Below are 21,617 nucleotides of genomic sequence, written 5' to 3' on the forward strand. Positions count from 1 at the left end.
AGCGGGTCTCGCAGGGGTTATCGGCCAATGGGGGAAAGGCGCAGCAGGTGAATCCGACGGCTGTCGGCATTCAGGATGCGGAAGCGCCAGGAACCGATTTCCGTGGTTTCGTTGCGCTTGGGCAGATGCCCGAAAGCGCTCATCACCAGGCCGCCGACGGTGTCGAACTCATCGTCGGAGAATTGGCTGTCGAAGAATTCATTGAAGTTTTCGATCGGCGTCAGGGCCTTGATCAGGAAGTCGCCGCTGGGCAGGGGCTTGATGTAGCTGTCTTCCTCGACATCGTGTTCGTCTTCGATGTCGCCGACGATCTGCTCGAGCACGTCTTCGATGGTGACCAGGCCGGCCACGCCGCCGTATTCGTCGATGACGATGGCCATGTGGTTATGGTTGGCGCGGAACTCACGCAGCAGCACGTTCAAACGCTTGGACTCGGGCACGAAGGTGGCCGGGCGCAGCAGGTCCTTGATGTTGAAGCTGTCGCCGTTTTCCTGAAGGATCAGCGGCAGCAGGTCCTTGGCCAGCAGCACGCCCATGACATCGTCATGGCTTTCGCCGACGACCGGGTAGCGCGAGTGAGCGGAGTCGACCACGGCGGGCAAAAATTCACGCGGGGTCTGGGTCGCCTTGATGCTGACCATCTGCGAGCGCGGAACCATGATGTCGCGTACTTGCAGGTCAGCGACCTGGATGGCGCCTTCGACGATGGCCAGCGCTTCGCTGTCCAGCAGTTTGTTCTGGTGTGCATCGCGCAGCAGCTCCAGCAGCTCCTGGCGGTTTTTCGGCTCATGGGCAAAAGCCTGGGTGAGCTTGCCCAGCCATGACTTCTGCCCGTTGCTCGATCGATCTTCGCTCATAGCGATTACTCTGAATCCTTTGTCGTTACAGGTTGATGTATCAGTGTTCGTCGCCGGCGTAAGGGTCGGGATGACCCAGCTCTGCAAGCAACGTTCGTTCCAGTGCTTCCATTTCTTCGGCTTCGGCATCTTCTATATGGTCGTAACCCAGCAGATGCAAGCAGCCGTGAATCACCAGATGGGCCCAGTGGGCCTCAGGGGGCTTGCCTTGTTCGGCCGCTTCACGCTCCACCACCGGGACGCAGATCACCAGGTCGCCGAGCAACGGGATGTCGAGCAGTTCGTCGGGAACGTCGGCGGGGAACGACAGCACGTTGGTGGCGTAGTCTTTCTGCCGCCAGGTGTGGTTCAGTTCGCGGCCTTCGGGTTCGTCCACCAGGCGGATCGTCAGCTCCGAGTCGGCGCTGCGTTGGCGCAGGGCCAGTTCGCACCATTGGCGGAACTGGGCTTCGCTGGGGGCGGCGTGTTCGCAGGCCACTTGCAGGTCGAGTTCAAGCATTGCGGCCATTGCCTTGGCTGTCGGCCGACTCTTGCTCGGCGCGATGCTCGAAACGCTCGTAGGCTTCGACGATGCGCTGCACCAACGGATGGCGCACAACGTCCTTGGGCATGAAATGCGTGAAGCTGATGCCCGGCACGTCCTTGAGCACCTGGATCACATGGTTCAGCCCGGACTTGGTGCCACGGGGCAGGTCGACCTGGGTGATGTCCCCGGTGATGACGGCGGTGGAACCGAAGCCGATCCGGGTCAGGAACATTTTCATCTGCTCGACCGTGGTGTTCTGGCTTTCGTCGAGGATGATGAAGCTGTTGTTCAGGGTCCGGCCGCGCATGTAGGCCAGCGGCGCGACCTCGATGACCTGGCGCTCGATCAGCTTGGCGACGTATTCGAAGCCGAGCATTTCGTACAGCGCGTCATAGAGCGGGCGCAGGTATGGGTCGATCTTCTGGGCCAGGTCGCCGGGCAGGAAGCCGAGTTTCTCACCCGCTTCGACCGCCGGTCGCACCAGCAGGATGCGTCGTACCTGTTCGCGCTCCAGCGCATCGACGGCGCAGGCCACGGCCAGGTAGGTCTTGCCGGTACCGGCCGGGCCGATGCCGAAGTTGATGTCGTTGGCCAGGATTTCCTTCACGTAGCGCTGCTGATTCAAGCCGCGAGGGCGAATCATGCCTTTCTTCGTGCGCAGGGCCACGGCAGGTTCCGACGGGGCGTGGTTGTCGAGTTCTTCGACAGCCGACTCTTGCAGGAACAGGTGGACCGTATCCGGCGACAGCTCGCTCCCCTTGGTTTCCCGGTAGAGACGGCGCAGCAGGTTTTCCGCGGAGGTGGTGTGCTTGGGTTCGCCGATCAGCTCGAACTGGTTTCCGCGATTGCGGATCTCGATGGCCAGGCGCTGTTCGATCAAGCGCAGGTGCTCGTCGAATTGCCCGCACAGATTGGCGAAGCGGCGAGCCTCAAAGGGCTCGAGAATAAAGCGATGTGGTTCGATGGGTGCGTTCAAGGTCGTTTTTAGCCGCCCAGGGGCAATTAAGGTGAAATCAAGGATAACGCCAGTAGGCTGGGTGCGAAAGCTCTTAAAAAGGGCAATCTGATTCCGGCGACCGACGTGGTCTTGTGTGGGAGCGGGCTTGCTCGCGAAAGCGGTCTTACATTCAGTGCATGTGTTGCCTGGTATACCGCATTCGCGAGCAAGCCCGCTCCCACAGGGAAAGCTGTTGCTACTGGACCAGCGAACCGCGCAGCGAGTGCGGTTGCGCGGCGTCGATGTGCACGTCGGCGAACTGGCCGATCAGGGCCGGGGTGTCGCAGCGGAAGTTGACGATGCGGTTGTTCTCGGTCCGGCCTTGCAATTCGCCCGGATCTTTTTTCGAGTAATCGGTCACCAGGATCCGCTGGATGGAGCCGACCATTTGTCGGCTGATCTCGAAACCTTGCTGGTTGAGACGGTGTTGCAAGGCGTTGAGCCGTTCCTTTTTCACTTCTTCAGGGGTTTCGTCGGCGAGATCGGCCGCCGGGGTTCCAGGGCGCTGGCTGTAGACGAAGGAATAGGAAAAGTCGAAGCCCACATCTTCGATCAGCTTCATGGTCTGCTGGAAGTCTTTCTCGGTTTCGCCGGGGAAGCCGACGATAAAGTCCGAACTGATGCAGATCCCCGGCACTGCCGCGCGCAACTTGCGCAGCTTGGATTTGTACTCCAGGGCCGTGTGGTTGCGCTTCATGGCCGCCAGGATCCGGTCGGAACCCGACTGCACCGGCAAGTGCAGGTGCTTGACCAGCTCGGGAACCTCGGCATGGGCCTGGATCAGGCTGTCGGAGAATTCCAGTGGGTGCGAGGTGGTATAGCGGATGCGGTCGATGCCATCCACTGCCGCTACCACGCGGATCAGCTCGGCGAGGTCCGCCAGGCGGCCATCATGAGTCAAGCCGCGATAGCCGTTGACGTTTTGCCCCAGCAGCGTCACTTCGCGCACGCCGTTTTCCGCCAGGTGGATGATCTCGGCAATCACGTCGTCGAACGGTCGGCTGACCTCTTCGCCACGGGTGTAGGGCACCACGCAGAACGTGCAGTACTTGCTGCAACCTTCCATCACCGACACATAGGCACTTGGGCCGTCGATGCGTGGTTCGGGCAAGTGGTCGAATTTTTCGATCTCCGGGAACGAGACGTCCACTTGCGGCAGCTTGGTGCTGCGGGCGGCGTCGATCATCTCCGGCAGGCGGTGCAGGGTCTGCGGGCCGAAGACCACGTCCACGTACGGTGCGCGATCACGGATGGCGGCGCCTTCCTGGCTGGCCACGCAACCGCCCACGGCGATGACCATTTCCGGGTTGGCCAGCTTCAGCTCGCGCCAGCGGCCCAGTTGGGAGTACACCCGGTCCTGGGCGCGTTCGCGGATCGAGCAGGTGTTGAGCAGGATCACGTCCGCATCTTCAGCGCGGGCGGTGACTTCCAGGGCCTGGTGTTCACCCAACAGATCGACCATGCGCGAGCTGTCGTACTCGTTCATCTGGCAACCGTGGGTTTCGATGTAAAGCTTCTTGGCCATGGACGGGATCATCACGTGATTCAAAGAACCGCGCATTATAGGGAACAAGTCCCCCGGTTCCTACCGCTGCGCGAGCAGTGGCTATGCTATAGTTCGCGCCCTCATTTTTACCCGCCGATGTGTTTCGCCAGCCATGACCAAACGTGAAGCTCCAATCTACAAGGTGATTTTCCTCAACCAGGGCCAGGTGTTCGAAATGTACGCCAAGCAGATCTATCAAAGTGATCTGTGGGGCTTCCTGGAAGTGGAAGAGTTCGTCTTTGGCGAGCGCACGCAAGTGGTCGTCGATCCGAGCGAAGAAAAGCTCAAGGCGCAGTTCGAAGGCGTGGTGCGCAGCTTCGTGCCGATGCATTCGATCGTGCGCATCGACGAAGTCGAACGCCTGGGCACCCCGAAAATCAGCGAAGCCCGCGGCTCGGTCGGCAATGTGATGCCGTTTCCGATGCCGATGCCTGAGAAATAAACCTGTCTAGTAAGTTAAACACCGTACTTTGTGGCGAGGGGATTTATCCCCGCTGGGCAGCGAAGCGCCCCAAAGCAGTCAACTCAATCTCTAATACCGATGTGTCAGGTTTTAGGGCCGCTTCGCGCCCCAGCGGGGATAAATCCCCTCGCCACAGGTGAACTCAGGGCAGCGGCGAGAAAGGCGTACGCCCGTCGGCGTTCTGCAATTCCATCAGGTATTTGCGAAAGATCTGCCCCAGCACCTGGGTCGCCACTTCCAGCTCGTCGCGGGGCATTTGCTCGGCGACTTCGTCGGCGGTGTCCAGGGCCTCTTCGGCGCCGTTGACCGCCGCCATCTTCAGGACAATATAGGCTTGGACGTTGTTGGCCGGCACGCCTTCGCCATGAAAGAACATGCCGCCGAGCTTGAATTGCGCCTGGGCATGGCCTTGCAGGGAGGCTTTTTCGAAGTAGTTGAGGGCCAGCTTGAGGTCGCGCGGCGCAGCCTTGCCTTCGTAGTAGAACTCGCCCAACTCGTATTGCGCTTGTGCATCACCTGCATCCGCCGCTTTTTGACAGGCGTCGAGTGCCGGTGCGAGATCTTGTGGCTGGGTGTTGAGCGTGCAACGGCCCAGCGCCGGGATCAACAACGAGTTGCCGCCTGCCTGTGCATTCGCCAGCAGGGGCTGAAGGAGCAACAGGCAGCCCAAGGCAAGGGTGCGGCCGGTGCGGTTCATGGGAATCGACTTACCTCTGAGGGGCGCGCGGACCCTCCGGGGGATCCAATAAGCGCGCATTATGAAATAAGCAGGGCCATCCTTACAAAGTCTTTACTCGTTTTTCTGCTGCGAGGGAATGCTAATAGCTGCTTCGGGCATAAATACGTAGGAAAAGGGCGGGGGAGTTGTCGGCAATCACTGACGCCAGCTTCAGCCGGCGTCAGTTATCCACAGGCTTACTTCAGCGCAGCGAAGGCTCGCTCGGCCGCATCGAGGGTGATCTTCAGCTCGGTTTCGCCGTGGGCGATGGAGGTGAAGCCGGCCTCGAATGCGCTCGGGGCCAGGTACACGCCTCCCTCGAGCATCAGGTGGAAGAAGCGCTTGAACCGGTCGGCATCGCTGGCCATTACGTCTTCGAAGGTGACGATGTCATCGGCGCCACTGAAGTACAGGCCGAACATGCCGCCGGCCTGGGTGGTCACGAACGGGATGCCAGCCGCGTCGGCACGAACTTGCAAACCGTCGAGCAGGCGGGTGGTGTAGTCGGTCAGTTCGGCGTGGAAGCCCGGTCGGCTGATCAGGCGCAGGGTGGTCAGGCCGGCGGCCATGGCCAGCGGGTTGCCCGACAGCGTGCCGGCCTGGTAGACCGGGCCCAGCGGTGCGATGCGTTCCATGATCTTGCGTTTGCCGCCGAAGCAACCCACCGGCATGCCGCCACCGATGATCTTGCCGAAGGTGCTCAGGTCTGGCGTGACGCCGTAATGGGCCTGGGCGCCGCCGAGGGCCACGCGGAAACCGGTCATCACTTCGTCGAAAATCAACACCACGCCATGCTGGTCGCACAGGCTGCGCAGGCCTTCGAGGAAACCCGGCGCCGGCGGTACGCAGTTCATGTTGCCGGCCACCGGCTCGACGATGATGCAGGCCACTTCCTGGCCAACTTCGCCGAGCATCTTCTCGACTTCCTCGAGGTCGTTGAACGGCAAGGTCAACGTGTGCTTGGCGAACGCCGCCGGTACGCCGGCCGAGCTCGGCACGCCCTGGGTCAGCGCGCCGGAGCCGGCCTTGACCAGCAGGCTGTCGGAGTGGCCGTGGTAGCAGCCTTCGAACTTGATGATGCTGTCGCGCCCGGTGAAACCGCGCGCCAGGCGGATCGCGCTCATGGTCGCCTCGGTGCCGGAGCTGACCATGCGCACCATTTCCATCGACGGCACAATCGAGCAGACCAGGTCGGCCATCTCGGTTTCCATCGCGGTCGGGGCGCCGTAGGACAGGCCGTGTTGCAGTTGATTACGCACCGCATCCAGCACATCCGGATGGCTGTGGCCGAGGATCATCGGGCCCCAGGAACCGACGTAATCCACATAGCGCTTGTCGTCCTCGTCGGTGACGTACGCGCCTTCGGCGTGCTTGAAGAACAGCGGGGTGCCACCCACGCTCTTGAATGCGCGAACAGGCGAATTCACGCCGCCGGGGATATGTTTCTGGGCATTGGCAAAGAGGGTTTCGGAACGGGACATGGTTGGGCTCTCGAAATCGGAAAATAGACTATTTGATCTGCAGCAGTTCGTTGAAAGCGCGGGCGCGGCGCGTCACTTCAGCGCTGCTGTCGGCACCGAACAGGCCGTGGACCACTGCCAGCAGGTCGACCCCGTGGGCCACCAGCGGGGCGGCATTCTCCAGGGTGATGCCGCCGATGGCGCAAACCGGAATATGCAGTTTGATGCGCGCCTGTTCGAGCAGTTCAAGGTTTGCGCTGGGGGCGCCGGGCTTGGTGTTGGAATTGAAGAAGCGTCCGAACGCGACATAACTGGCGCCTTCGCTGGCGGCCTGTTCGGCCAGTGCCAGGCTGGCGTGGCAGGTGGCGCCGACGATCGCCTTGTGTCCGAGCAGTGCCCGCACCGGCGCCAACGGGCCATCGGTCTGGCCCAGATGCACGCCGACGCCCAGGCGCGCAGCCAGTTCAGCGTCATCGTTGATGATCAATTGGGTCTTGTAGCGCTCGCACAGGTTGCGCAGTGCCTCGGCTTCGCGCAGGCGTCGGGCCTCGTCGCTGCTTTTGTCGCGGTATTGCAGCAGGGTCACGCCACCTTCCAGCGCCGCTTCGACATAAGCGAGGAACTTGCCGGCCAGCAATTGGCTATCGGTGATGGCGTAAAGGCCACGTAATTTCATTCCACAGGCCTCCAGTGTTACGAGCAGAAATCCAGCGGCAGGCGACGCGGTACGAACTGGCCTTTGCCCAGTTGTTCGGCATCGCGCAAGGTACGCCAGGTGTAGTCCAGCGCAGTCTTGACGGCACTGGCGAGCTGTTCGCCCTGGGCCAGCCGACCGGCCAGGGCGCTGGCCAGGGTGCAGCCGGAACCGTGGTAACTGCCGGGCAAGCGCTGGCAGGTAAAGGTTTCGCGACGGCCATCGCGGCTGTACAGGCGATTATGGACTTCATGTTCGTCGCCGTGACCACCGGTGATCAACAGGTGCTTGACGAAGGGCAGCAGTTTTTCCGCGCACTCGTCGGCGCTGCCTTCGGGCAGTTCGGCGAGGATGCGCGCTTCCGGCAGGTTGGGGGTGGCGATGACGGCCAGGGGTAGCAGGCGTTCGCGCATGGCGTAGCCGACCTCATCCTTGCCCAGGCGCCCGCCACCGCCGGCGCGCAGCACCGGGTCGCAGACCATGGGCAGATGCGGGTACGCCTGGAGCAGTTCGACCACCGTGTCGACCATCTCCAGCGAGCCGAGCATGCCCAGCTTGACCGCCGCGACCTGCGAGTCGTTGAGCACGGCATTGGCTTGCGCCAGCACCCACTCTCGATCGAGCACCCGGAAATCGCTGACGTTGACCGTGTCTTGCACGGTCAGCGCGGTAACGGCGGGGGCGGCATGACATCCCTGGGCGAGCAGGGCTTCGATATCTGCCTGCAAACCGGCGCCGCCACTGGGGTCGTGGCCGGAGAGACAGAGGACAACGGGGCGGGAGCTGTAGATATTCATGGTGCGCGAGCTTACCACCAAACCCCTTCGATCGGCGCACGCCTGCACCAGAGGAAAATTTATGTGATAGAGGAATTTCTTTGTGGCGAGGGAATTTATCCCCGCTGGGGTGCGAAGCGCCCCCCATTCAAGTTGTCTGACACACCGCAGTGTCAGGTTTAGGGCTGCTGCGCAGCCCAACGGGGATAAATCCCCTCGCCACAGAAACCATGTGCCAGGTCCAAACAGTCGAGCCCGGCTCCAAGGCGCTATTCAATCTGACCAAAGCAACAGCTCTATCTCAATGCTTGGCGCTGAAACGCCCGTTCTAGAGCCTTCTGTAGGAAAGATTTCAATGGTGCAAATTGGCCATCAACGGCTATGCTAGAGGTGGATCCAACTCATAACAGGTAATGCCGGTTTTACGTCTACTCAGGGAATGGGGGGCTTCCTGACTCAACCGGACAGGCCACGCTGGGGCTTAAATGCGCTATTTGCTGATGTTGTTGCTGTGCTTGTCCCCGCTGGCAAGTGCTCTGGAATTCGATGAATTTACCCAAAGCCTGCCCTTGGGCCACGCCCTGCAGGTGTTCGAAGATGCGGGCGGCACTGCCACCATCGATGATGTCCTGGCCCAGGCCGGCACAGGCGCCTTCAAGCCCCATGACAAAACCACGCTGAATGCCGGTTACTCGCGATCAGCCTTCTGGTTGAAAATCGACCTGCACTACCGTCCCGGCAATCCGGACGCCCAGCGCACCTGGCTGCTGGAACTGGCATACCCGCCGCTGGACCACCTGGATTTGTATCTGCCCGATGCCGCCGGGGCGTACCGCCTGGTTCGCCAGACCGGCGATGCGTTGCCATTCGCCAGCCGCGAGATTCGCCAGAACAACTACCTGTTCAGCCTGGATTTCAAGCCTGAGCAGCGGCAGGTCCTGTACCTGCGCTTGCAAAGCCAGGGTTCGATCCAGGCGCCATTGACGCTGTGGTCGAGCACCGCTTATCTCGAACAGCAGCCGGTGCGCTTGTACGTGCTGGGGATCATTTATGGCGTGCTGCTGGGAATGCTGGTGTACAACCTGTTCATCTACCTGAGCGTGCGCGATACCAGCTACCTCTATTACATCTTCTATATCGCCTCGTTCGGCCTGTATCAGTTGTCGGTAAATGGCGCGGCCGTGGAGTATTTCTGGCCGGACAATCCCTGGTGGGCCAACGCCGCGACGCCGTTTTTCATCGGCTGCGCGGGCCTGTTTGGCAGCCAGTTCGCCCGCAGCTTCCTGCAAACCGCCCGGCATGGCCGTTGGCTGGACCGCATGCTGCTGGCACTGATCGCCTACAGCGCGGTGGTGGTCGGCCTGTCGTTGATGACCAGTTATGCCTTGGCGTTGCGCCTGGCAACGGCGTTGGCACTGGTGTTCACCGTAGCGATCTTTGCCGCCGGGTTGTTTGCCTGGTGGCGTGGCCTGCGGGTGGCGCGTTATTTCATCATTGCCTGGTCGGCGTTTCTGCTGGGAGGCATCATCAATACCTTGATGGTGCTGGGTTACCTGCCGAACGTATTCCTGACCATGTACGCCAGCCAGATCGGCTCGGCCATCGAAGTGGCGCTGTTGTCCCTGGCCCTGGCCGACCGCATCAATGCCATGCGCGAACAGCAGGCCCAGACCCTGTTGGACGCGGGACAGAAACTCGAAGTGCTCAACCAGCAACTGGCCCACGGCAACAAACTCAAGGATGAATTCCTCGCCACCCTGACTCATGAACTGCGCACGCCGATGAACGGTGTGATCGGTTCCCTGGAGTTGATGGAAACCGTCGAGATGGACGAGGAACTGACCCAGTATCAGCAGACCGCCGCCGGTTCGGCGCGGGACATGATGCGCATGGTCAACGGCATCCTCACGCTGACCGAGTTGCAGGCTGGCAAGCTCAAGGTCTATCCGGCGCCGTTCAGCCTGCGTGGGGTGGTCGATGCGCTGCAGGTGCAGTTTGGTGCCAATGCCGCGGCCAAGGGCCTGGATTTCAAGGTCGACGTGGCCCCGGGCCTGGCGGACCGACTGCTTGGCGACAGCGGCAAACTGGCCCAGTGCCTGGAATGCCTGCTGGACAACGCCATCAAGTTCACCCGGGTGGGCGGCCTGGCGCTGCGAGTCAGTGGCAGGCCGACGGAGCTTGACCGGCTGATGTTGTCCTTTGCCGTGATCGACACCGGAATCGGCTTTACCGATTTGGGGGAGGCGACCTTGTACCAGCGTTTCTTCCAGCTCGATGGTTCGATGACCCGCGAATACGGCGGCCTTGGCGTGGGCCTGGCCATCTGCCGGCAACTGGTGGAATTGCTGGGCGGACGCCTGACCCATACCTCCGAACCCGGTCGTGGCAGCCGTTTTCATTTGGACGTGGAGTTTGACCTGGCCTTGCCGGCAGCTGTGCCGACGCCGTTTTCCTTCGGTGGTCGCCAAGGCTCGCGCCTGCCACAGGATTGCACGGTGCTATTGGCGGATGACAACAGCATCGATCAATTGGTCATGCGCGGCATGTTGCTCAAGCTCGGCTATCGGGTGCGCACTGCCGACAGCGGTCGCGCGGCGCTGGATCTGCTGCACGGCGAGAGCTTCGATGCGGTGCTGCTCGATTGCCAGTCGCCGCCGCTGGACGGTGTGTCGGTCTGCTGCCAGATCCGTACCTTGTCCGGTTGCGAGGAACTGCCAGTGCTGGTGGTCAGCCCGAACCTGGGGCAAGAGCGCTGCCCGTCGGGCGCGCTGATCGATTACCTGAGCAAACCAGTGAAGTTCGAGACACTGCAGGCGACGCTCCAGCGCCGTGTGCTTTGCCATGGGCAGGGTGAAAGCGCCGATATTTAGGCGGATATGACACTTTGTTCGGCCTGGAGGCGGTGCTTAACTGAATCTCCTGGCTGATCGAGGAGCCCTGTCATGAACCTGCACCAGTTCGCTGAAACCCACGACGTCACCAATCAGCCGCCATCGCTCGATGGCGCCAACCTGTACCGCATCGACCTGCCGTTGCAAGAGTGGTCGCGGCGTTTCGGCGCTGGCTGGGCGCAGGCGCGGATAGATGCGTATGGGGCGCTGGCCGGCGGGCCGTTGATGGAAGCGGGCTTCCTGGCCAACCAGAACAAGCCGGTGTTCTCCAGTCATGACCGTTATGGCCATCGCATCGACCTGGTGGAATTCCATCCCGCTTATCATCAGTTGATGCGTACCGCCGTCGAGCACGGCCTGCCCAGCTTGCCCTGGGCCCATCCACAGCCCGGCGCCCATGTCGCCCGGGCGTCGATGACCTATCTGCACAGCCAGGCCGAAGCCGGCACCGGCTGCCCGCTGACCATGACCTTCGCCAGCGTACCGGCGCTGCGCTTGCAGCCGGACCTGGCCGAACGCTGGCTGCCGAAGGTGCTGGCCACCGAATACGACCCACGCAACGTCGGCATGGCGCACAAGGCCGGGGTCACCATCGGCATGGCGATGACCGAAAAACAGGGCGGCACCGATGTCCGAGCCAACACGACAAAGGCTTATCCGGTGGGCGCCAGCGGCCCGGGCCAGGCTTATGAGCTGGTGGGCCACAAATGGTTCTGTTCGGCGCCGATGTGCGACGCCTTCCTCACGTTGGCCCAGACCGACAAGGGGCTGACCTGTTTCCTGCTGCCGCGTCATCGCCCCGACGACACGCGTAATCAGTTCTACATCCAGCGGTTGAAGAACAAACTGGGCAACTGCTCCAACGCCTCTAGCGAAGTCGAGTTCCGTGGCGCACTGGCCTGGATGGTCGGTGAAGAAGGCCGAGGCGTGCCGACGATCATTGAGATGGTCGCCATGACCCGCTTTGATTGCATGGTCGGCTCCAGCGCCCTGATGCGCCAGGCGCTGACCCAGGCCAGCCACCACTGCGCGCACCGCAAGGTCGGTGGCAAGCTGTTGAGCGAACAGCCATTGATGCAAAACGTCCTGGCTGACCTGGCGCTGGAAAGCGAGTCCGCGTTGGCCTTGAGCCTGCGCATGGGCCGGGCGCTGGACCACTTGAATGACGAGCACGAGGCCAAGTTCGCCCGGCTGGTGACAGCGGTGGGCAAGTACTGGATCTGCAAGCGCGCGCCAGCGATGATCAACGAAGCCGCCGAATGCATGGGGGGCGCGGGTTACGTCGAAGACAGCATCCTGCCGCGCCTGTACCGCGAAGCACCGGTCAACTCGACATGGGAAGGTTCCGGTAACGTGCAATGCCTTGATGTGTTGCGCGCCTTGTCCAAGGAGCCGGGCGTGCTGGAAGTCTTGTTCAGCGAATTGGGCGACGGCCACGGCGACAAGCGCCTGGCCAGCCACATCAACCAATTGCACGCAGCCTTCAAAGACACCGACGACATCCAGTATCGCGCCCGACAACTGACCGAAGACATCGCCGTGGGCTTGCAAGCCAAGTTGTTGCTCGAGGCGGGAAACAACGACATCAGCGACGCTTTCATCGCCAGTCGCCTTGGCTCGGCTGGCCGGGTGTACGGTGCTTTGCCTCGAGGCTTGAATGTCGAGGCCATCGTTGCCCGCTCGACCCCCCATGATTTCTAGGAAGACCGCAAACCCTTGATCCAGCATCTGTGGTGACTGACACACCGCTATCGCGAGCAAGCTCGCTCCTACGAGGGATTGGCGGTGAATGAAGGTTTTGTAGTCACTGGAGGTCAAGGGTGGGAGCGAGCCTGCTCGCGATGGCGTCGGCACATCCAACAGCTCTGGTGACTGACACACCGCCATCGCGAGCAGGCTCGCTCCCACAAGGGATTGGCGGCGAATGATCGAACGCGCCAATACGCCACTGTTCCCGTCAGACGGCGATGCAGGCAAGATGAAGGCCTGCAAGTCAGAACACAGGAAGCTGATCGTGACCGAAGCGTTTATTGTCGTTCAAACCGCCGAGCAAGCCGTGGATCGGCTGGCTGCCCTGCACGAGCGTGCGACCACCGCGCTGAACCAGGCGCTGATGCGTTATCTCAAGGACCGCGTCGAGCCGGATGCCGAGCAACGTGCGTTGTTTCGCTATCCGGCCTTGCGCCTGACCTATCACTGCCACGGCGAAGTCCCGCAAACCACGCGTGCCTACGCCAAGGTCCAGTTGCCCGGCACCTACAGCGTCACCGTCACCCATCCCGCCGCGTTCCGTAAGTACCTGCTGGAACAGCTGGTCCCGCTGATGCACGACTTCACCGTCACCGTGGAAGTCGGTGTCAGCGAGCAGAACATTCCGTACCCGTACGTGGTGGAGCAGGGCGATGAACTGGCCGGCTCCGGTGTAACCGCCGCAGTGTTGGCGCGGGTGTTCCCCAGCACCGACCTGTCGGCCGCCTCCGACGGTATCGCCGATGGCCTCTATGACTGGGAAAACACCGACCCGCTGCCTCTGGCGCTGTTCGATGCCGCGCGGGTGGATTTTTCCCTGCGTCGGCTGGTGCATTACACCGGCAGCGACTGGCGCCATGTGCAGCCGTGGATCCTGCTGACCAACTATCACCGCTATGTCGACCAGTTCATCGTCCATGGCCTGGAGCAACTGCGCAGCGACCCGCGCTTTGTGCGCATGGTCCTGCCGGGCAATGTGATCATCGACAAGAACATGGAGCACAGCGAAGCGTCGGCCATCGCCGCTGGCGTGGTCTGGCACCGCTACCAGATGCCGGCCTATCACCTGCAGACCAACGATGGCCATGGCGTGACCCTGGTGAACATCGGCGTTGGCCCGTCCAATGCCAAGAACATTACCGACCACCTGGCCGTATTGCGCCCGCATTGCTGGTTGATGATCGGCCACTGCGGCGGGTTGCGACAGTCCCAGACCATCGGTGACTACGTGCTGGCCCACGCCTACATGCGTCGCGATGGCATTCTCGACCGAGTGGTGCCGCCGAACATTCCGATTCCGGCTCTGGCCGAAGTGCAGATGGCTTTGCAGCAAGCAGCGGCGAATATCACCGGCGAAAAGGGCGACGAGTTGAAGAAACGCCTGCGCACTGGCACCGTGCTGACCTACGACGACCGCAACTGGGAGCTGCGCTGGGCCCAGGAGCGTCCGCTGATCAACCTGTCCCGCGCCGTGGCGGTGGACATGGAGAGCGGCACCATTGCCGCCCAGGGTTATCGCCTGCGGGTGCCCTATGGCACGTTGCTGTGCGTCTCGGACAAACCTTTGCACAGCGAGATCAAGCTGCCGGGTTCGGCCAACGCGTTCTATGAGCGCGCGGTCAACCAGCACCTGAAGATCGGCATCGAGGCGTTGGACTTGCTGCGCACCGAACTCAACTCGTTGCATTCGCGCAAGCTGCGCAGCTTCGACGAGCCGCCGTTCCGCTGATACGGCGGTGGTTATTTAGCGGTCAGGCCACTAGCATTAGCGGCCCTGACCGCTAGATGTTGTGTTCGCCATGTCACGCCCCCCACGCCCTGTTTCCCGCCGCCCTGGCGCGAAACCCCCAGCTTCCGCGCCGCGCCGTGTGGCCAAGGCCCCGCCAGCCGAGCCGAAGCTGATCCTGTTCAACAAACCTTTCGATGTGCTGACGCAATTCAGTGACGGTGAGGGGCGGGCGACGCTCAAGGATTTTATCGACGTACCGGGCATCTACCCGGCCGGACGGTTGGATCGTGACAGCGAAGGCTTGCTGTTGCTGACCAACGACGGGCAGTTGCAGGCACGCATTGCCGACCCCAAGCACAAGCTGGCCAAGACCTACTGGGTGCAAGTGGAGGGCGAGCCGAGTGCCGAGCAATTGCAGCGTTTGCGTGCTGGGGTGGAGTTGAACGACGGTATGACCTTGCCGGCCGAGGCCCGCCAACTGGACGAACCGCAACTGTGGCCACGTAATCCGCCGGTGCGTTTTCGTAAAAGCGTGCCCACGAGTTGGCTGGAGCTGGTGATTCGCGAAGGACGCAACCGTCAGGTGCGACGCATGACAGCCGCCGTGGGTTTGCCGACGCTACGCCTGGTGCGGGTCAGGATCGGCGACTGGACGATCGAAGGGCTTGACCAGGGCCAGTGGAAAGAAGTGCCGGCGCGCTTATAGCGCCCCGGATTCGATCAGGCCGATCACCACGCTCTTGATGACGAATGCGGCTACGCCGAGGCCCAGCACGAAAAACAGGATGAACGAGCCGAAACGTCCGGCCTTGGACTTCTTCGCCAGGTCCCAGACGATGAAGCCCATGAAAATGATCAGGATGCTGACCAGGCCGGTCATCATCCACTCTTCGAAAACAGCAGGATCCATCAGGACACTCCGGCGTGAGCGGGATTGAAAAGGCGCGGCGAGTATACGGCATGGGGGGCGGGCGAGGGATTGACCTGCGGCTGTGTGTCGCAGCTATTCATCGCGTGCTGTAGATTTTGTGGCGAGGGGATTTATCCCCACTGGGCTGCGCGGCAGCCCTGAAGCAGTAAATTCAATCTTCCCGGCACACCGAGTTGCCTGGTTTAGGGGCCGCTTCGCAGCCCAGCGGGGATAAATCCCCTCGCCACAAAAGCAGTCAGCTACGCAGATGCGTCAACGGCAGTTCAGTGCTATTGAGCACCTGGTTCAGCACAAAGCTCGAACGCACGCTGGTGACGCCATCGATGCGCGTCAGGTGTCCCAGCAGCAACTTCTGGTAATGGTCCATGTCCGGCACCACCACCTTGAGCTGGTAGTCCGCGTCCATCCCGGTCACCAGGCTGCACTCCAGCACTTGCGGCAGGTTACGGATGGCGGCCTCGAAGTTCTCGAAACGTTCGGGGGTGTGGCGGTCCATGCCGATCAGCACATAAGCCGTCAGGCTCAGGCCCAGCAGTTTGCGGTCGAGCAGGGCGACCTGGCGGGTGATGTAGCCGTCATCCTCCAACTGCTTGACCCGTCGCGAGCAGGGGGAGGGCGACAGGCCGATGCGTTCGGCCAGTTCCTGGTTGGAGATGCGCGCGTCGCGCTGCAATTCCGCCAGAATGCTCAGGTCGTAACGGTCGAGTTTGCTCATCGGTCGGGCCTTTATCTTGATAATTGCGGCAGATTATCTATCCGGGGTTAAAAATTGCGCAAGTGATGTTTATTTCCGCAATCTTCGCAATCATCTGTCGGCGCCCCAGGCTTATGCTTACCACCAAGATCACTGCTCGGACAAACAGTCCAGTGCAGCCCGCCCAATCAGGCCGGCTGCGGCCGCAGTACCCACCGGTACTGGCAGGCCCCCGAGCTGCACACTGTCCAGAAGACGGCGTGAGGTGAGCCGACGTCATAAGCGTCGAGCACGGACGAAATTCCAAGGGGAGGCCGACGGGCCTCCCTTTTTTAATGCCTGCGAAATAAACCCCGTGGCTGATAATCTGTCGCAGAACCGGCCTGGGCTTTTCCAGTCTTATCTTCAGGCCCTGAACCGTTGTGAGGAATTTCATGAAGTCGCGCATCTGGCGTTTGGCAGGTGTTGGTCTGTTGTGGGCAAGTGTCAGTGCGCAGGGAATGGCAGACGATCAGCAAAACCGTGGCGGCCCGGACGGCGGTCGTGGGCAGGACGGGCGTGGCGGCAACGGCCAGGGTTACTCGGGCCAGCCGCGTCCGCAGAGCAACGAAATCATTCGGGGCGACAACAGTCGTCAGTTCGAGGTCAGGCCGCAGCCGCAGTACCAGGGCGGCCAACATTATGATCGCGGGCCTCAAGACCCTAACGGCCAGGGCCGCCCGCAACCGCAGCCCGGCAACAACTTGCCTATCCAGGGCCGGCCCGACAGCGTGACCCAGACCCGCGAGCCGCAACCGGGGTATTACCGCGACATCCCTCGTCGCAATGACGGCTATCCGAACGCAGGTCCGCGACCTGACCATGACGGTCGTCCCGATCAGCATTGGCCCGGTCGACCGGGTGGCCATGGCAACGGTTGGGGGCCGGGGCCGCAATACCGTCCGGGTTATGTGATCGACCGATTCCCGGATCGCAACTACCGCGTGCCCTATCGCGGCCAGGACTATTTCTATTCGGGCGGCTACTGGTATCGTCCCCAGGGGCCGCGTTACGTCGTGGTTGAGCCTCCGCGGGGCATCCGTACCCGTTACCTGCCCGATTACGCCCGGGAAGTGTGGATCGGCAGTTCGCTGTTCTTCCTCGCTGCGGGTGCCTATTACATCTACGAAGCCAATACCCAGGATTACGTCGTGGTCGAGCCACCTGTGGCCAACCCGCAACCTCAACCCCAGGGCAACAGCTTTGACGTGGTGGCCTATCCGGCCAACGGCCAGTCGCCCGAGCAGGTCAATCAGGATGGCTACGACTGCTATCGCTGGGCGGTGCAGCAGAGTGGGTTCGATCCGCGCACCTACACCTACCCGCCGGCACCGGAAGTGGTGCAGACCTATCGGCAGGCCCAGGGCAGTTGCTTGAGCAGTCGTGGGTATCAGGTGACGTACTGATCACCTAACCGAATCAGAATCGGGCTCTGTCCCTGTGGCGAGGGGATTTATCCCCGTTGGGCTGCGCAGCAGCCCTGAAAGCTCCCAACTCGGTGTGCCAGACAGGTTGAGTCGGCTGCCTTGGGACTGCTTCGCAGTCCAGCGGGGATAAATCCCCTCGCCACATCGTCAGTCAGGCGCTGGCGCGCTTCACCACTTCCGACGGATCGGCATGCACAAGCACTTCGGCCTTTGGATAAGCATTGTGGATAGCATCGGCGGCCTGGTCGCTGATGCCGTGGGCCACTGACAGGGTCAGATCCCCCGGCAATTCCAGATGCAGTTGCACGAACCAGTGGTTGCCGGAAATCCGTGTGCGCAGGTCATGGGCACCGACCACTCCTGGCACGGCGCAGGCCAGTTCCAGCATATGTTGGCTGACGTCGGGCGGCAGTTCTTCATCCATCAGCACCGCGAAGCTTTCCCGGGCGATCTGGATGGCGCTCCACAGAATGTACGCCGCGATGCCCAGGCCGAACCAGGCGTCGAGTTGATACCAGCCGAACCCGGCCAGCACCAGGGCGACCAGGATGCTGCCGTTGAGCAACAGGTCGGAGCGATAGTGCAGCGAATCGGCGCGCACGGCGTTGGAGCCGGTGGCGCGGATGACCCGATGCTGCAACGCCAACAAAGCCAGGGTCAGCCCGAGGGAAAACACGATCACGCCAACGCTGAGCCAGGGCGCGTCCACCGGCACCGGGTTTTTCAGGCGTTCGAAGGCCTGCAAGGCAATCAATACCGCACTGCCGCCGATGAACAGCGCCTGGGCCATCCCGGCCAGGGATTCGGCCTTGCCGTGCCCATAGCGATGGTCATCGTCGGCGGGACGCAAGGCGTAATGCACCGCCAGCAGATTGAGCAGCGAGGTGACGCCGTCCAGTGCCGAGTCGGTCAGGCCGGCGAGCATGCTCACCGAGCCGCTGAGCCACCAGGCCAGCGCCTTGGCGACGACCAGGATAAGTGCCACGGCCACCGAGGCCCGGGTGGCCAGGCGTAGCAGACGAGCGTGTTCGGTGCTGGCGGTCATGGCGCGATCGTTCCTTCAGTGGCGCCGGTCATGCGGCCGGTTTGAGACCGAGCGCGGCCAGTTGTTGGGCGCTGCCCTTGTGCTGGATCAGCCGTGGATCGTCCAGCGGGAAGCTGCGGCCCAGTTCGTGTTCCAGGATCGCCTGCAACTTGTGGTTATTGACGGTGCCGTCGGGGTTGATGGCCGGCTTGAGTTTTTCTGGCTCGATCTGGACGCTCTTGCCCGGCTCGAAATAGATGGCGCCAGTGGCAAAGTCCACGGCGAAGGCGATCAGGCCGGGGATGATGTAGAACAGCAGGCCGACGGCATCGAGCGCGGCAATCGCCGGGTCGATCTTGCCATCGATCTGGCCGCGACGGTCCGGGTAGAAGATCGAGCCACAGGCGCTGATCTGGGTCAGCAGGGAGGCGACCAGCACGCCACCGATCACGCGAAAGGGAATACGCATAGCAATCTCCTGAACAGGTAAAGGCGTTGCTGGTTGGAGTCCAGACCACGCTAAACAGTTCGCCGTTATACTCGGCCCTCTGTTTTGGAGCCAGCATGATTTCTTTGCCGATTGATGAAGTTTTACCCGCCCTGCGTCAAGCCCTGGCCTCACGCCACGAATCCGTGCTCGAGGCGCCGCCCGGTGCCGGTAAAACCACCCGTGTGCCCCTGGCCTTGCTGAACGAGCCCTGGCTGGCCGGGCAGACCATCCTGATGCTCGAGCCCCGGCGCCTGGCGGCACGGGCGGCGGCCGAGCGACTGGCCAGTGAACTGGGGGAAAAGGTCGGTGAAACCGTCGGCTACCGGATTCGCCTCGACAGCAAGGTGGGCCCCAAGACCCGCATCGAGGTGGTCACCGAAGGCATCCTCACCCGCCGCTTGCAGGACGACCCGGCGCTGGAAGGCGTGGGGCTGCTGATTTTCGATGAGTTTCACGAACGCAGCCTCGATGCCGACCTGGCCCTGGCCTTGAGCCTCAACGGCCGGGAGCTGTTTCGTGACGACCAGCCGCTGAAGATCCTGCTGATGTCCGCCACCCTGGAAGGGGAGCGCCTGGCCGGGTTGCTGGATAACGCGCCGATCCTGCGCAGTGAAGGCCGCATGTTCCCGGTGACGGTGCGCTGGGGCCGGCCGTTCCAGCCCGGCGAATTCATCGAGCCGCGGCTGGTGCAGACCGTGCTGGAAGCACTTCACGATGAAACCGGCAGTGTGCTGGTGTTCTTGCCCGGCCAGGCGGAGATCCGCAGGGTCCATCAACAACTGGCCGAGGCCTTGGGCGAAAACACCGATGTGCTGCTCTGCCCGCTGCATGGCGAGCTGGACCTGGCTGCCCAACGCGCCGCCATCGACCCTGCGCCACCGGGCCAGCGCAAAGTGGTGCTGGCCACCAACATCGCCGAAACCAGCCTGACCATCAACGGCGTGCGGGTGGTGATCGACGCCGGACTTGCCCGGGTGCCGCGTTTCGACCCGGGCAGCGGCATGACCCGTCTCGACACCCAGCGTATTTCCCGGGCCAGCGCCACCCAGCGGGCTGGGCGGGCCGGGCGTCTGGAACCGGGGGTGTGTTATCGATTGTGGTCCGAAGACCAGCATGAACAACTGGCTGCTTACGGCAGTGCGGAGATTCTTTCGGCGGATTTGGCCGGGTTGGCCCTGCAGCTGGGACGCTGGGGCGTTACGCCGCAGCAATTGGTCTGGCTCGATGTTCCGCCGGCCGCTGCATATGCCCAGGCCCAGGATCTGCTGCAACGCCTGGGCGCGCTGGAAGGCGAGCAACTGACTCGCCACGGCCAGGCCATGGCCGAGCTACCGGCTCACCCGCGCATCGCCCATTTGCTGTTGCGCGGCCAGGCGCTGGGGCTGGCGGACATGGCCAGCAACGTTGCCGCGCTGTTGGGCGAGCGCGACATTCTCAGGGGCGCCGGTGCGGATCTGCACAGTCGCCTGGCGCTGCTGTCCGGCGAAGAGCGGGCGGCACGCGGCGCTCAAGGCGGGGTGCAACGAGCGCGGCAACTGGCCCGGCAATATCGCGGTTACCTGCGGGGCCAGGCCGAAGAAGCCGTCGCCGACCCCGAGCATCCGCGCTGGCTCGGCGCGCTGCTGGCGTTGGCCTATCCGGATCGCGTCGCCCAGCAGCGCCGGCCCGGCGGCGCCGAATACCGTCTGGCCAACGGCCGCGCGGCGCTGTTTGCCGAGGCTGACAGCCTGATGAAGCAAGCGTGGCTGGTGATCGCCGACCTGGGCAGCCGCCAGGGCCAGCGGGAAGAGCGGATCTACCTGGCCACCGATTTCGACCCGGCGCTGTTCGATTCGGTGCTAGCCGAACAAGTCCGTGTTGTGGATCAACTGGATTGGGACGAGCGCGAAGGCGTGCTGCGCGCCGAGCGCCAGCGCAAGGTCGGCGAACTGGTGCTCAGTCGCGAGCCGTTGACCGGCCTGGATGAGTCGGCCCGCAGCCAGGCCCTGGTGAACCTGGTGCGGCGCAAGGGCCTGGAATTGTTGCCCTGGACCCCGGAGCTGCGACAGTGGCAGGCGCGGGTGGCGCTGCTGCGCCGGCTCGACCTGGAGGCCAAGGGTGAAAGCGAATGGCCGGACGTCAGCGATGCCGCGTTACTGGACAGTCTCGAACATTGGTTGATGCCCTATCTGGGACGAGTCTCGCGCCTCAGTCATTTCGCCAACCTGGACTTGTCCAGCATCGTTCACAACCTGTTGCCCTGGCCCCTGCCGCAACGCCTGGATGAACTGGCGCCGCACCATTTGAGCGTGCCCTCGGGCTCGTCCATCCGGCTGGACTACAGCGAGCATCCGCCGATCCTGGCAGTACGCTTGCAGGAACTCTTCGGCCTGGCCGACACCCCGCGCATTGCCGGTGGCCGCCAAGTCGTCAAGCTGCACCTGCTGTCACCGGCGCGTCGGCCGGTACAGGTCACTCAGGACCTGGCGAACTTCTGGCGCAGTACCTACGCCGAGGTGAAGAAGGACCTCAAGGGGCGGTATCCCAAGCATTACTGGCCGGACGACCCGCTGGTGGCGGAGGCGACGGCGCGGGTCAAGCCGCGTAAGTAATTGGGGCCGACACAA

The 21,617-nt window shown here is 62.6% G+C and carries 19 protein-coding genes; 7 read left to right on the plus strand and 12 right to left on the minus strand.

What is annotated here, in order from left to right; genetic code table 11:
* Nucleotides 1-17: 17 nt before the first annotated feature.
* The 4 genes from AC30D9_RS26610 to miaB all read right to left on the minus strand — a co-directional run bounded on the left by AC30D9_RS26610 (nt 18) and on the right by miaB (nt 3,905).
* The gene (locus AC30D9_RS26610; protein WP_003205870.1) at nt 18-857 is read right to left on the minus strand and encodes a CorC family transporter; all 840 of its coding nucleotides are present in this window, start codon (nt 855-857) and stop codon (nt 18-20) included.
* Nucleotides 858-897: 40 nt separating this feature from the next.
* A complete protein-coding gene (ybeY, locus tag AC30D9_RS26615) occupies nt 898-1,356 on the minus strand; it encodes an rRNA maturation RNase YbeY (protein WP_490145185.1) in 459 nt (152 codons plus the stop codon).
* Complete coding sequence (locus AC30D9_RS26620) at nt 1,349-2,359, minus strand: PhoH family protein (protein ID WP_134925954.1); 1,011 nt, start codon at nt 2,357-2,359, stop codon at nt 1,349-1,351. The genes ybeY and AC30D9_RS26620 overlap by 8 nt, the downstream gene beginning before the upstream one ends.
* Before the next feature lie 217 nt (nt 2,360-2,576).
* The gene (gene miaB / locus AC30D9_RS26625) at nt 2,577-3,905 is read right to left on the minus strand and encodes a tRNA (N6-isopentenyl adenosine(37)-C2)-methylthiotransferase MiaB (protein ID WP_167659362.1); all 1,329 of its coding nucleotides are present in this window, start codon (nt 3,903-3,905) and stop codon (nt 2,577-2,579) included.
* A 133-nt stretch (nt 3,906-4,038) separates the two neighbouring features.
* Here miaB and AC30D9_RS26630 point away from each other — a divergent pair, with 133 nt between their 5' ends.
* Nucleotides 4,039-4,368 carry a DUF1820 family protein gene (locus tag AC30D9_RS26630; protein WP_095080627.1) on the plus strand — a complete coding sequence of 110 codons (330 nt, stop codon included), beginning with the start codon at nt 4,039-4,041 and terminating at the stop codon, nt 4,366-4,368.
* Between the two features lie 163 nt (nt 4,369-4,531).
* On the opposite strand, the gene AC30D9_RS26635 is transcribed toward AC30D9_RS26630, so the two are convergent.
* The 4 genes from AC30D9_RS26635 to AC30D9_RS26650 form a co-directional block, all read right to left on the minus strand.
* Nucleotides 4,532-5,086, minus strand: coding sequence for a tetratricopeptide repeat protein (locus AC30D9_RS26635; protein ID WP_014340359.1), 555 nt, complete (start codon nt 5,084-5,086; stop codon nt 4,532-4,534).
* Between the two features lie 218 nt (nt 5,087-5,304).
* Nucleotides 5,305-6,588 carry a glutamate-1-semialdehyde 2,1-aminomutase gene (gene hemL, locus AC30D9_RS26640; protein ID WP_490145186.1) on the minus strand — a complete coding sequence of 428 codons (1,284 nt, stop codon included), beginning with the start codon at nt 6,586-6,588 and terminating at the stop codon, nt 5,305-5,307.
* Between the two features lie 28 nt (nt 6,589-6,616).
* Nucleotides 6,617-7,243: a thiamine phosphate synthase gene (gene thiE, locus AC30D9_RS26645; protein WP_134925951.1), complete on the minus strand. Its 627-nt coding sequence runs from the start codon at nt 7,241-7,243 to the stop codon at nt 6,617-6,619.
* A 17-nt stretch (nt 7,244-7,260) separates the two neighbouring features.
* Entirely contained in the window at nt 7,261-8,058 is a 798-nt protein-coding gene (locus AC30D9_RS26650; protein ID WP_490145187.1) for a hydroxymethylpyrimidine/phosphomethylpyrimidine kinase, read from the minus strand.
* Between the two features lie 464 nt (nt 8,059-8,522).
* Between AC30D9_RS26650 and AC30D9_RS26655 the strand changes: the two genes are divergently transcribed.
* From AC30D9_RS26655 to AC30D9_RS26670, 4 genes are all read left to right on the plus strand, one after another.
* Nucleotides 8,523-10,907 (plus strand): 7TM diverse intracellular signaling domain-containing protein, encoded by a 2,385-nt coding sequence (locus AC30D9_RS26655; protein WP_490145188.1) that lies wholly within the window; start codon nt 8,523-8,525, stop codon nt 10,905-10,907.
* A gap of 72 nt (nt 10,908-10,979) precedes the next feature.
* On the plus strand, nt 10,980-12,629 hold the full coding sequence (locus tag AC30D9_RS26660) for an acyl-CoA dehydrogenase family protein (protein ID WP_490145189.1): 1,650 nt from the start codon (nt 10,980-10,982) through the stop codon (nt 12,627-12,629).
* Between the two features lie 277 nt (nt 12,630-12,906).
* A complete protein-coding gene (amn, locus tag AC30D9_RS26665; protein WP_167659398.1) occupies nt 12,907-14,406 on the plus strand; it encodes an AMP nucleosidase in 1,500 nt (499 codons plus the stop codon).
* Nucleotides 14,407-14,545: 139 nt separating this feature from the next.
* Nucleotides 14,546-15,112 (plus strand): pseudouridine synthase, encoded by a 567-nt coding sequence (locus AC30D9_RS26670; RefSeq protein WP_162893925.1) that lies wholly within the window; start codon nt 14,546-14,548, stop codon nt 15,110-15,112.
* Here the strand turns inward: AC30D9_RS26670 and AC30D9_RS26675 are convergent.
* Both AC30D9_RS26675 and AC30D9_RS26680 read right to left on the minus strand, forming a co-directional pair.
* On the minus strand, nt 15,107-15,316 hold the full coding sequence (locus tag AC30D9_RS26675) for a DUF2788 domain-containing protein (RefSeq protein ID WP_003185724.1): 210 nt from the start codon (nt 15,314-15,316) through the stop codon (nt 15,107-15,109). The two genes, AC30D9_RS26670 and AC30D9_RS26675, sit on opposite strands and share 6 nt — an antisense overlap.
* 256 nt (nt 15,317-15,572) lie before the next feature.
* Nucleotides 15,573-16,052 (minus strand): Lrp/AsnC family transcriptional regulator, encoded by a 480-nt coding sequence (locus AC30D9_RS26680; protein WP_003185723.1) that lies wholly within the window; start codon nt 16,050-16,052, stop codon nt 15,573-15,575.
* Nucleotides 16,053-16,465: 413 nt separating this feature from the next.
* Here AC30D9_RS26680 and AC30D9_RS26685 point away from each other — a divergent pair, with 413 nt between their 5' ends.
* A complete protein-coding gene (locus tag AC30D9_RS26685) occupies nt 16,466-17,476 on the plus strand; it encodes a DUF6515 family protein (RefSeq protein ID WP_490145190.1) in 1,011 nt (336 codons plus the stop codon).
* A 172-nt stretch (nt 17,477-17,648) separates the two neighbouring features.
* Here AC30D9_RS26685 and AC30D9_RS26690 read toward each other — a convergent pair whose 3' ends face one another.
* Both AC30D9_RS26690 and AC30D9_RS26695 read right to left on the minus strand, forming a co-directional pair.
* Nucleotides 17,649-18,542 (minus strand): cation diffusion facilitator family transporter, encoded by an 894-nt coding sequence (locus tag AC30D9_RS26690; RefSeq protein ID WP_134925945.1) that lies wholly within the window; start codon nt 18,540-18,542, stop codon nt 17,649-17,651.
* Nucleotides 18,543-18,570: 28 nt separating this feature from the next.
* Nucleotides 18,571-18,990, minus strand: a complete 420-nt coding sequence (locus AC30D9_RS26695; protein WP_109756263.1) for a polyribonucleotide nucleotidyltransferase — start codon at nt 18,988-18,990, stop codon at nt 18,571-18,573.
* Nucleotides 18,991-19,085: 95 nt separating this feature from the next.
* Here AC30D9_RS26695 and hrpB point away from each other — a divergent pair, with 95 nt between their 5' ends.
* Complete coding sequence (gene hrpB, locus AC30D9_RS26700) at nt 19,086-21,602, plus strand: ATP-dependent helicase HrpB (protein WP_490145191.1); 2,517 nt, start codon at nt 19,086-19,088, stop codon at nt 21,600-21,602.
* Nucleotides 21,603-21,617 lie beyond the last annotated feature (15 nt).

This window comes from Pseudomonas sp. DF11 (genome assembly GCF_058148565.1).

Bases quoted from the DNA above. Each gene is read 5' to 3' on its own strand.
- AC30D9_RS26610 (WP_003205870.1), bottom strand. From the start codon at position 857: ATGAGCGAAGATCGATCGAGCAACGGGCAGAAGTCATGGCTGGGCAAG.
- ybeY (WP_490145185.1), bottom strand. From the start codon at position 1,356: ATGCTTGAACTCGACCTGCAAGTGGCCTGCGAACACGCCGCCCCCAGC.
- miaB (WP_167659362.1), bottom strand. From the start codon at position 3,905: ATGGCCAAGAAGCTTTACATCGAAACCCACGGTTGCCAGATGAACGAG.
- AC30D9_RS26630 (WP_095080627.1), top strand. From the start codon at position 4,039: ATGACCAAACGTGAAGCTCCAATCTACAAGGTGATTTTCCTCAACCAG.
- AC30D9_RS26635 (WP_014340359.1), bottom strand. From the start codon at position 5,086: ATGAACCGCACCGGCCGCACCCTTGCCTTGGGCTGCCTGTTGCTCCTT.
- hemL (WP_490145186.1), bottom strand. From the start codon at position 6,588: ATGTCCCGTTCCGAAACCCTCTTTGCCAATGCCCAGAAACATATCCCC.
- thiE (WP_134925951.1), bottom strand. From the start codon at position 7,243: ATGAAATTACGTGGCCTTTACGCCATCACCGATAGCCAATTGCTGGCC.
- AC30D9_RS26650 (WP_490145187.1), bottom strand. From the start codon at position 8,058: ATGAATATCTACAGCTCCCGCCCCGTTGTCCTCTGTCTCTCCGGCCAC.
- AC30D9_RS26655 (WP_490145188.1), top strand. From the start codon at position 8,523: ATGCGCTATTTGCTGATGTTGTTGCTGTGCTTGTCCCCGCTGGCAAGT.
- AC30D9_RS26660 (WP_490145189.1), top strand. From the start codon at position 10,980: ATGAACCTGCACCAGTTCGCTGAAACCCACGACGTCACCAATCAGCCG.
- amn (WP_167659398.1), top strand. From the start codon at position 12,907: ATGAAGGCCTGCAAGTCAGAACACAGGAAGCTGATCGTGACCGAAGCG.
- AC30D9_RS26675 (WP_003185724.1), bottom strand. From the start codon at position 15,316: ATGGATCCTGCTGTTTTCGAAGAGTGGATGATGACCGGCCTGGTCAGC.
- AC30D9_RS26680 (WP_003185723.1), bottom strand. From the start codon at position 16,052: ATGAGCAAACTCGACCGTTACGACCTGAGCATTCTGGCGGAATTGCAG.
- AC30D9_RS26685 (WP_490145190.1), top strand. From the start codon at position 16,466: ATGAAGTCGCGCATCTGGCGTTTGGCAGGTGTTGGTCTGTTGTGGGCA.
- AC30D9_RS26690 (WP_134925945.1), bottom strand. From the start codon at position 18,542: ATGACCGCCAGCACCGAACACGCTCGTCTGCTACGCCTGGCCACCCGG.
- AC30D9_RS26695 (WP_109756263.1), bottom strand. From the start codon at position 18,990: ATGCGTATTCCCTTTCGCGTGATCGGTGGCGTGCTGGTCGCCTCCCTG.
- hrpB (WP_490145191.1), top strand. From the start codon at position 19,086: ATGATTTCTTTGCCGATTGATGAAGTTTTACCCGCCCTGCGTCAAGCC.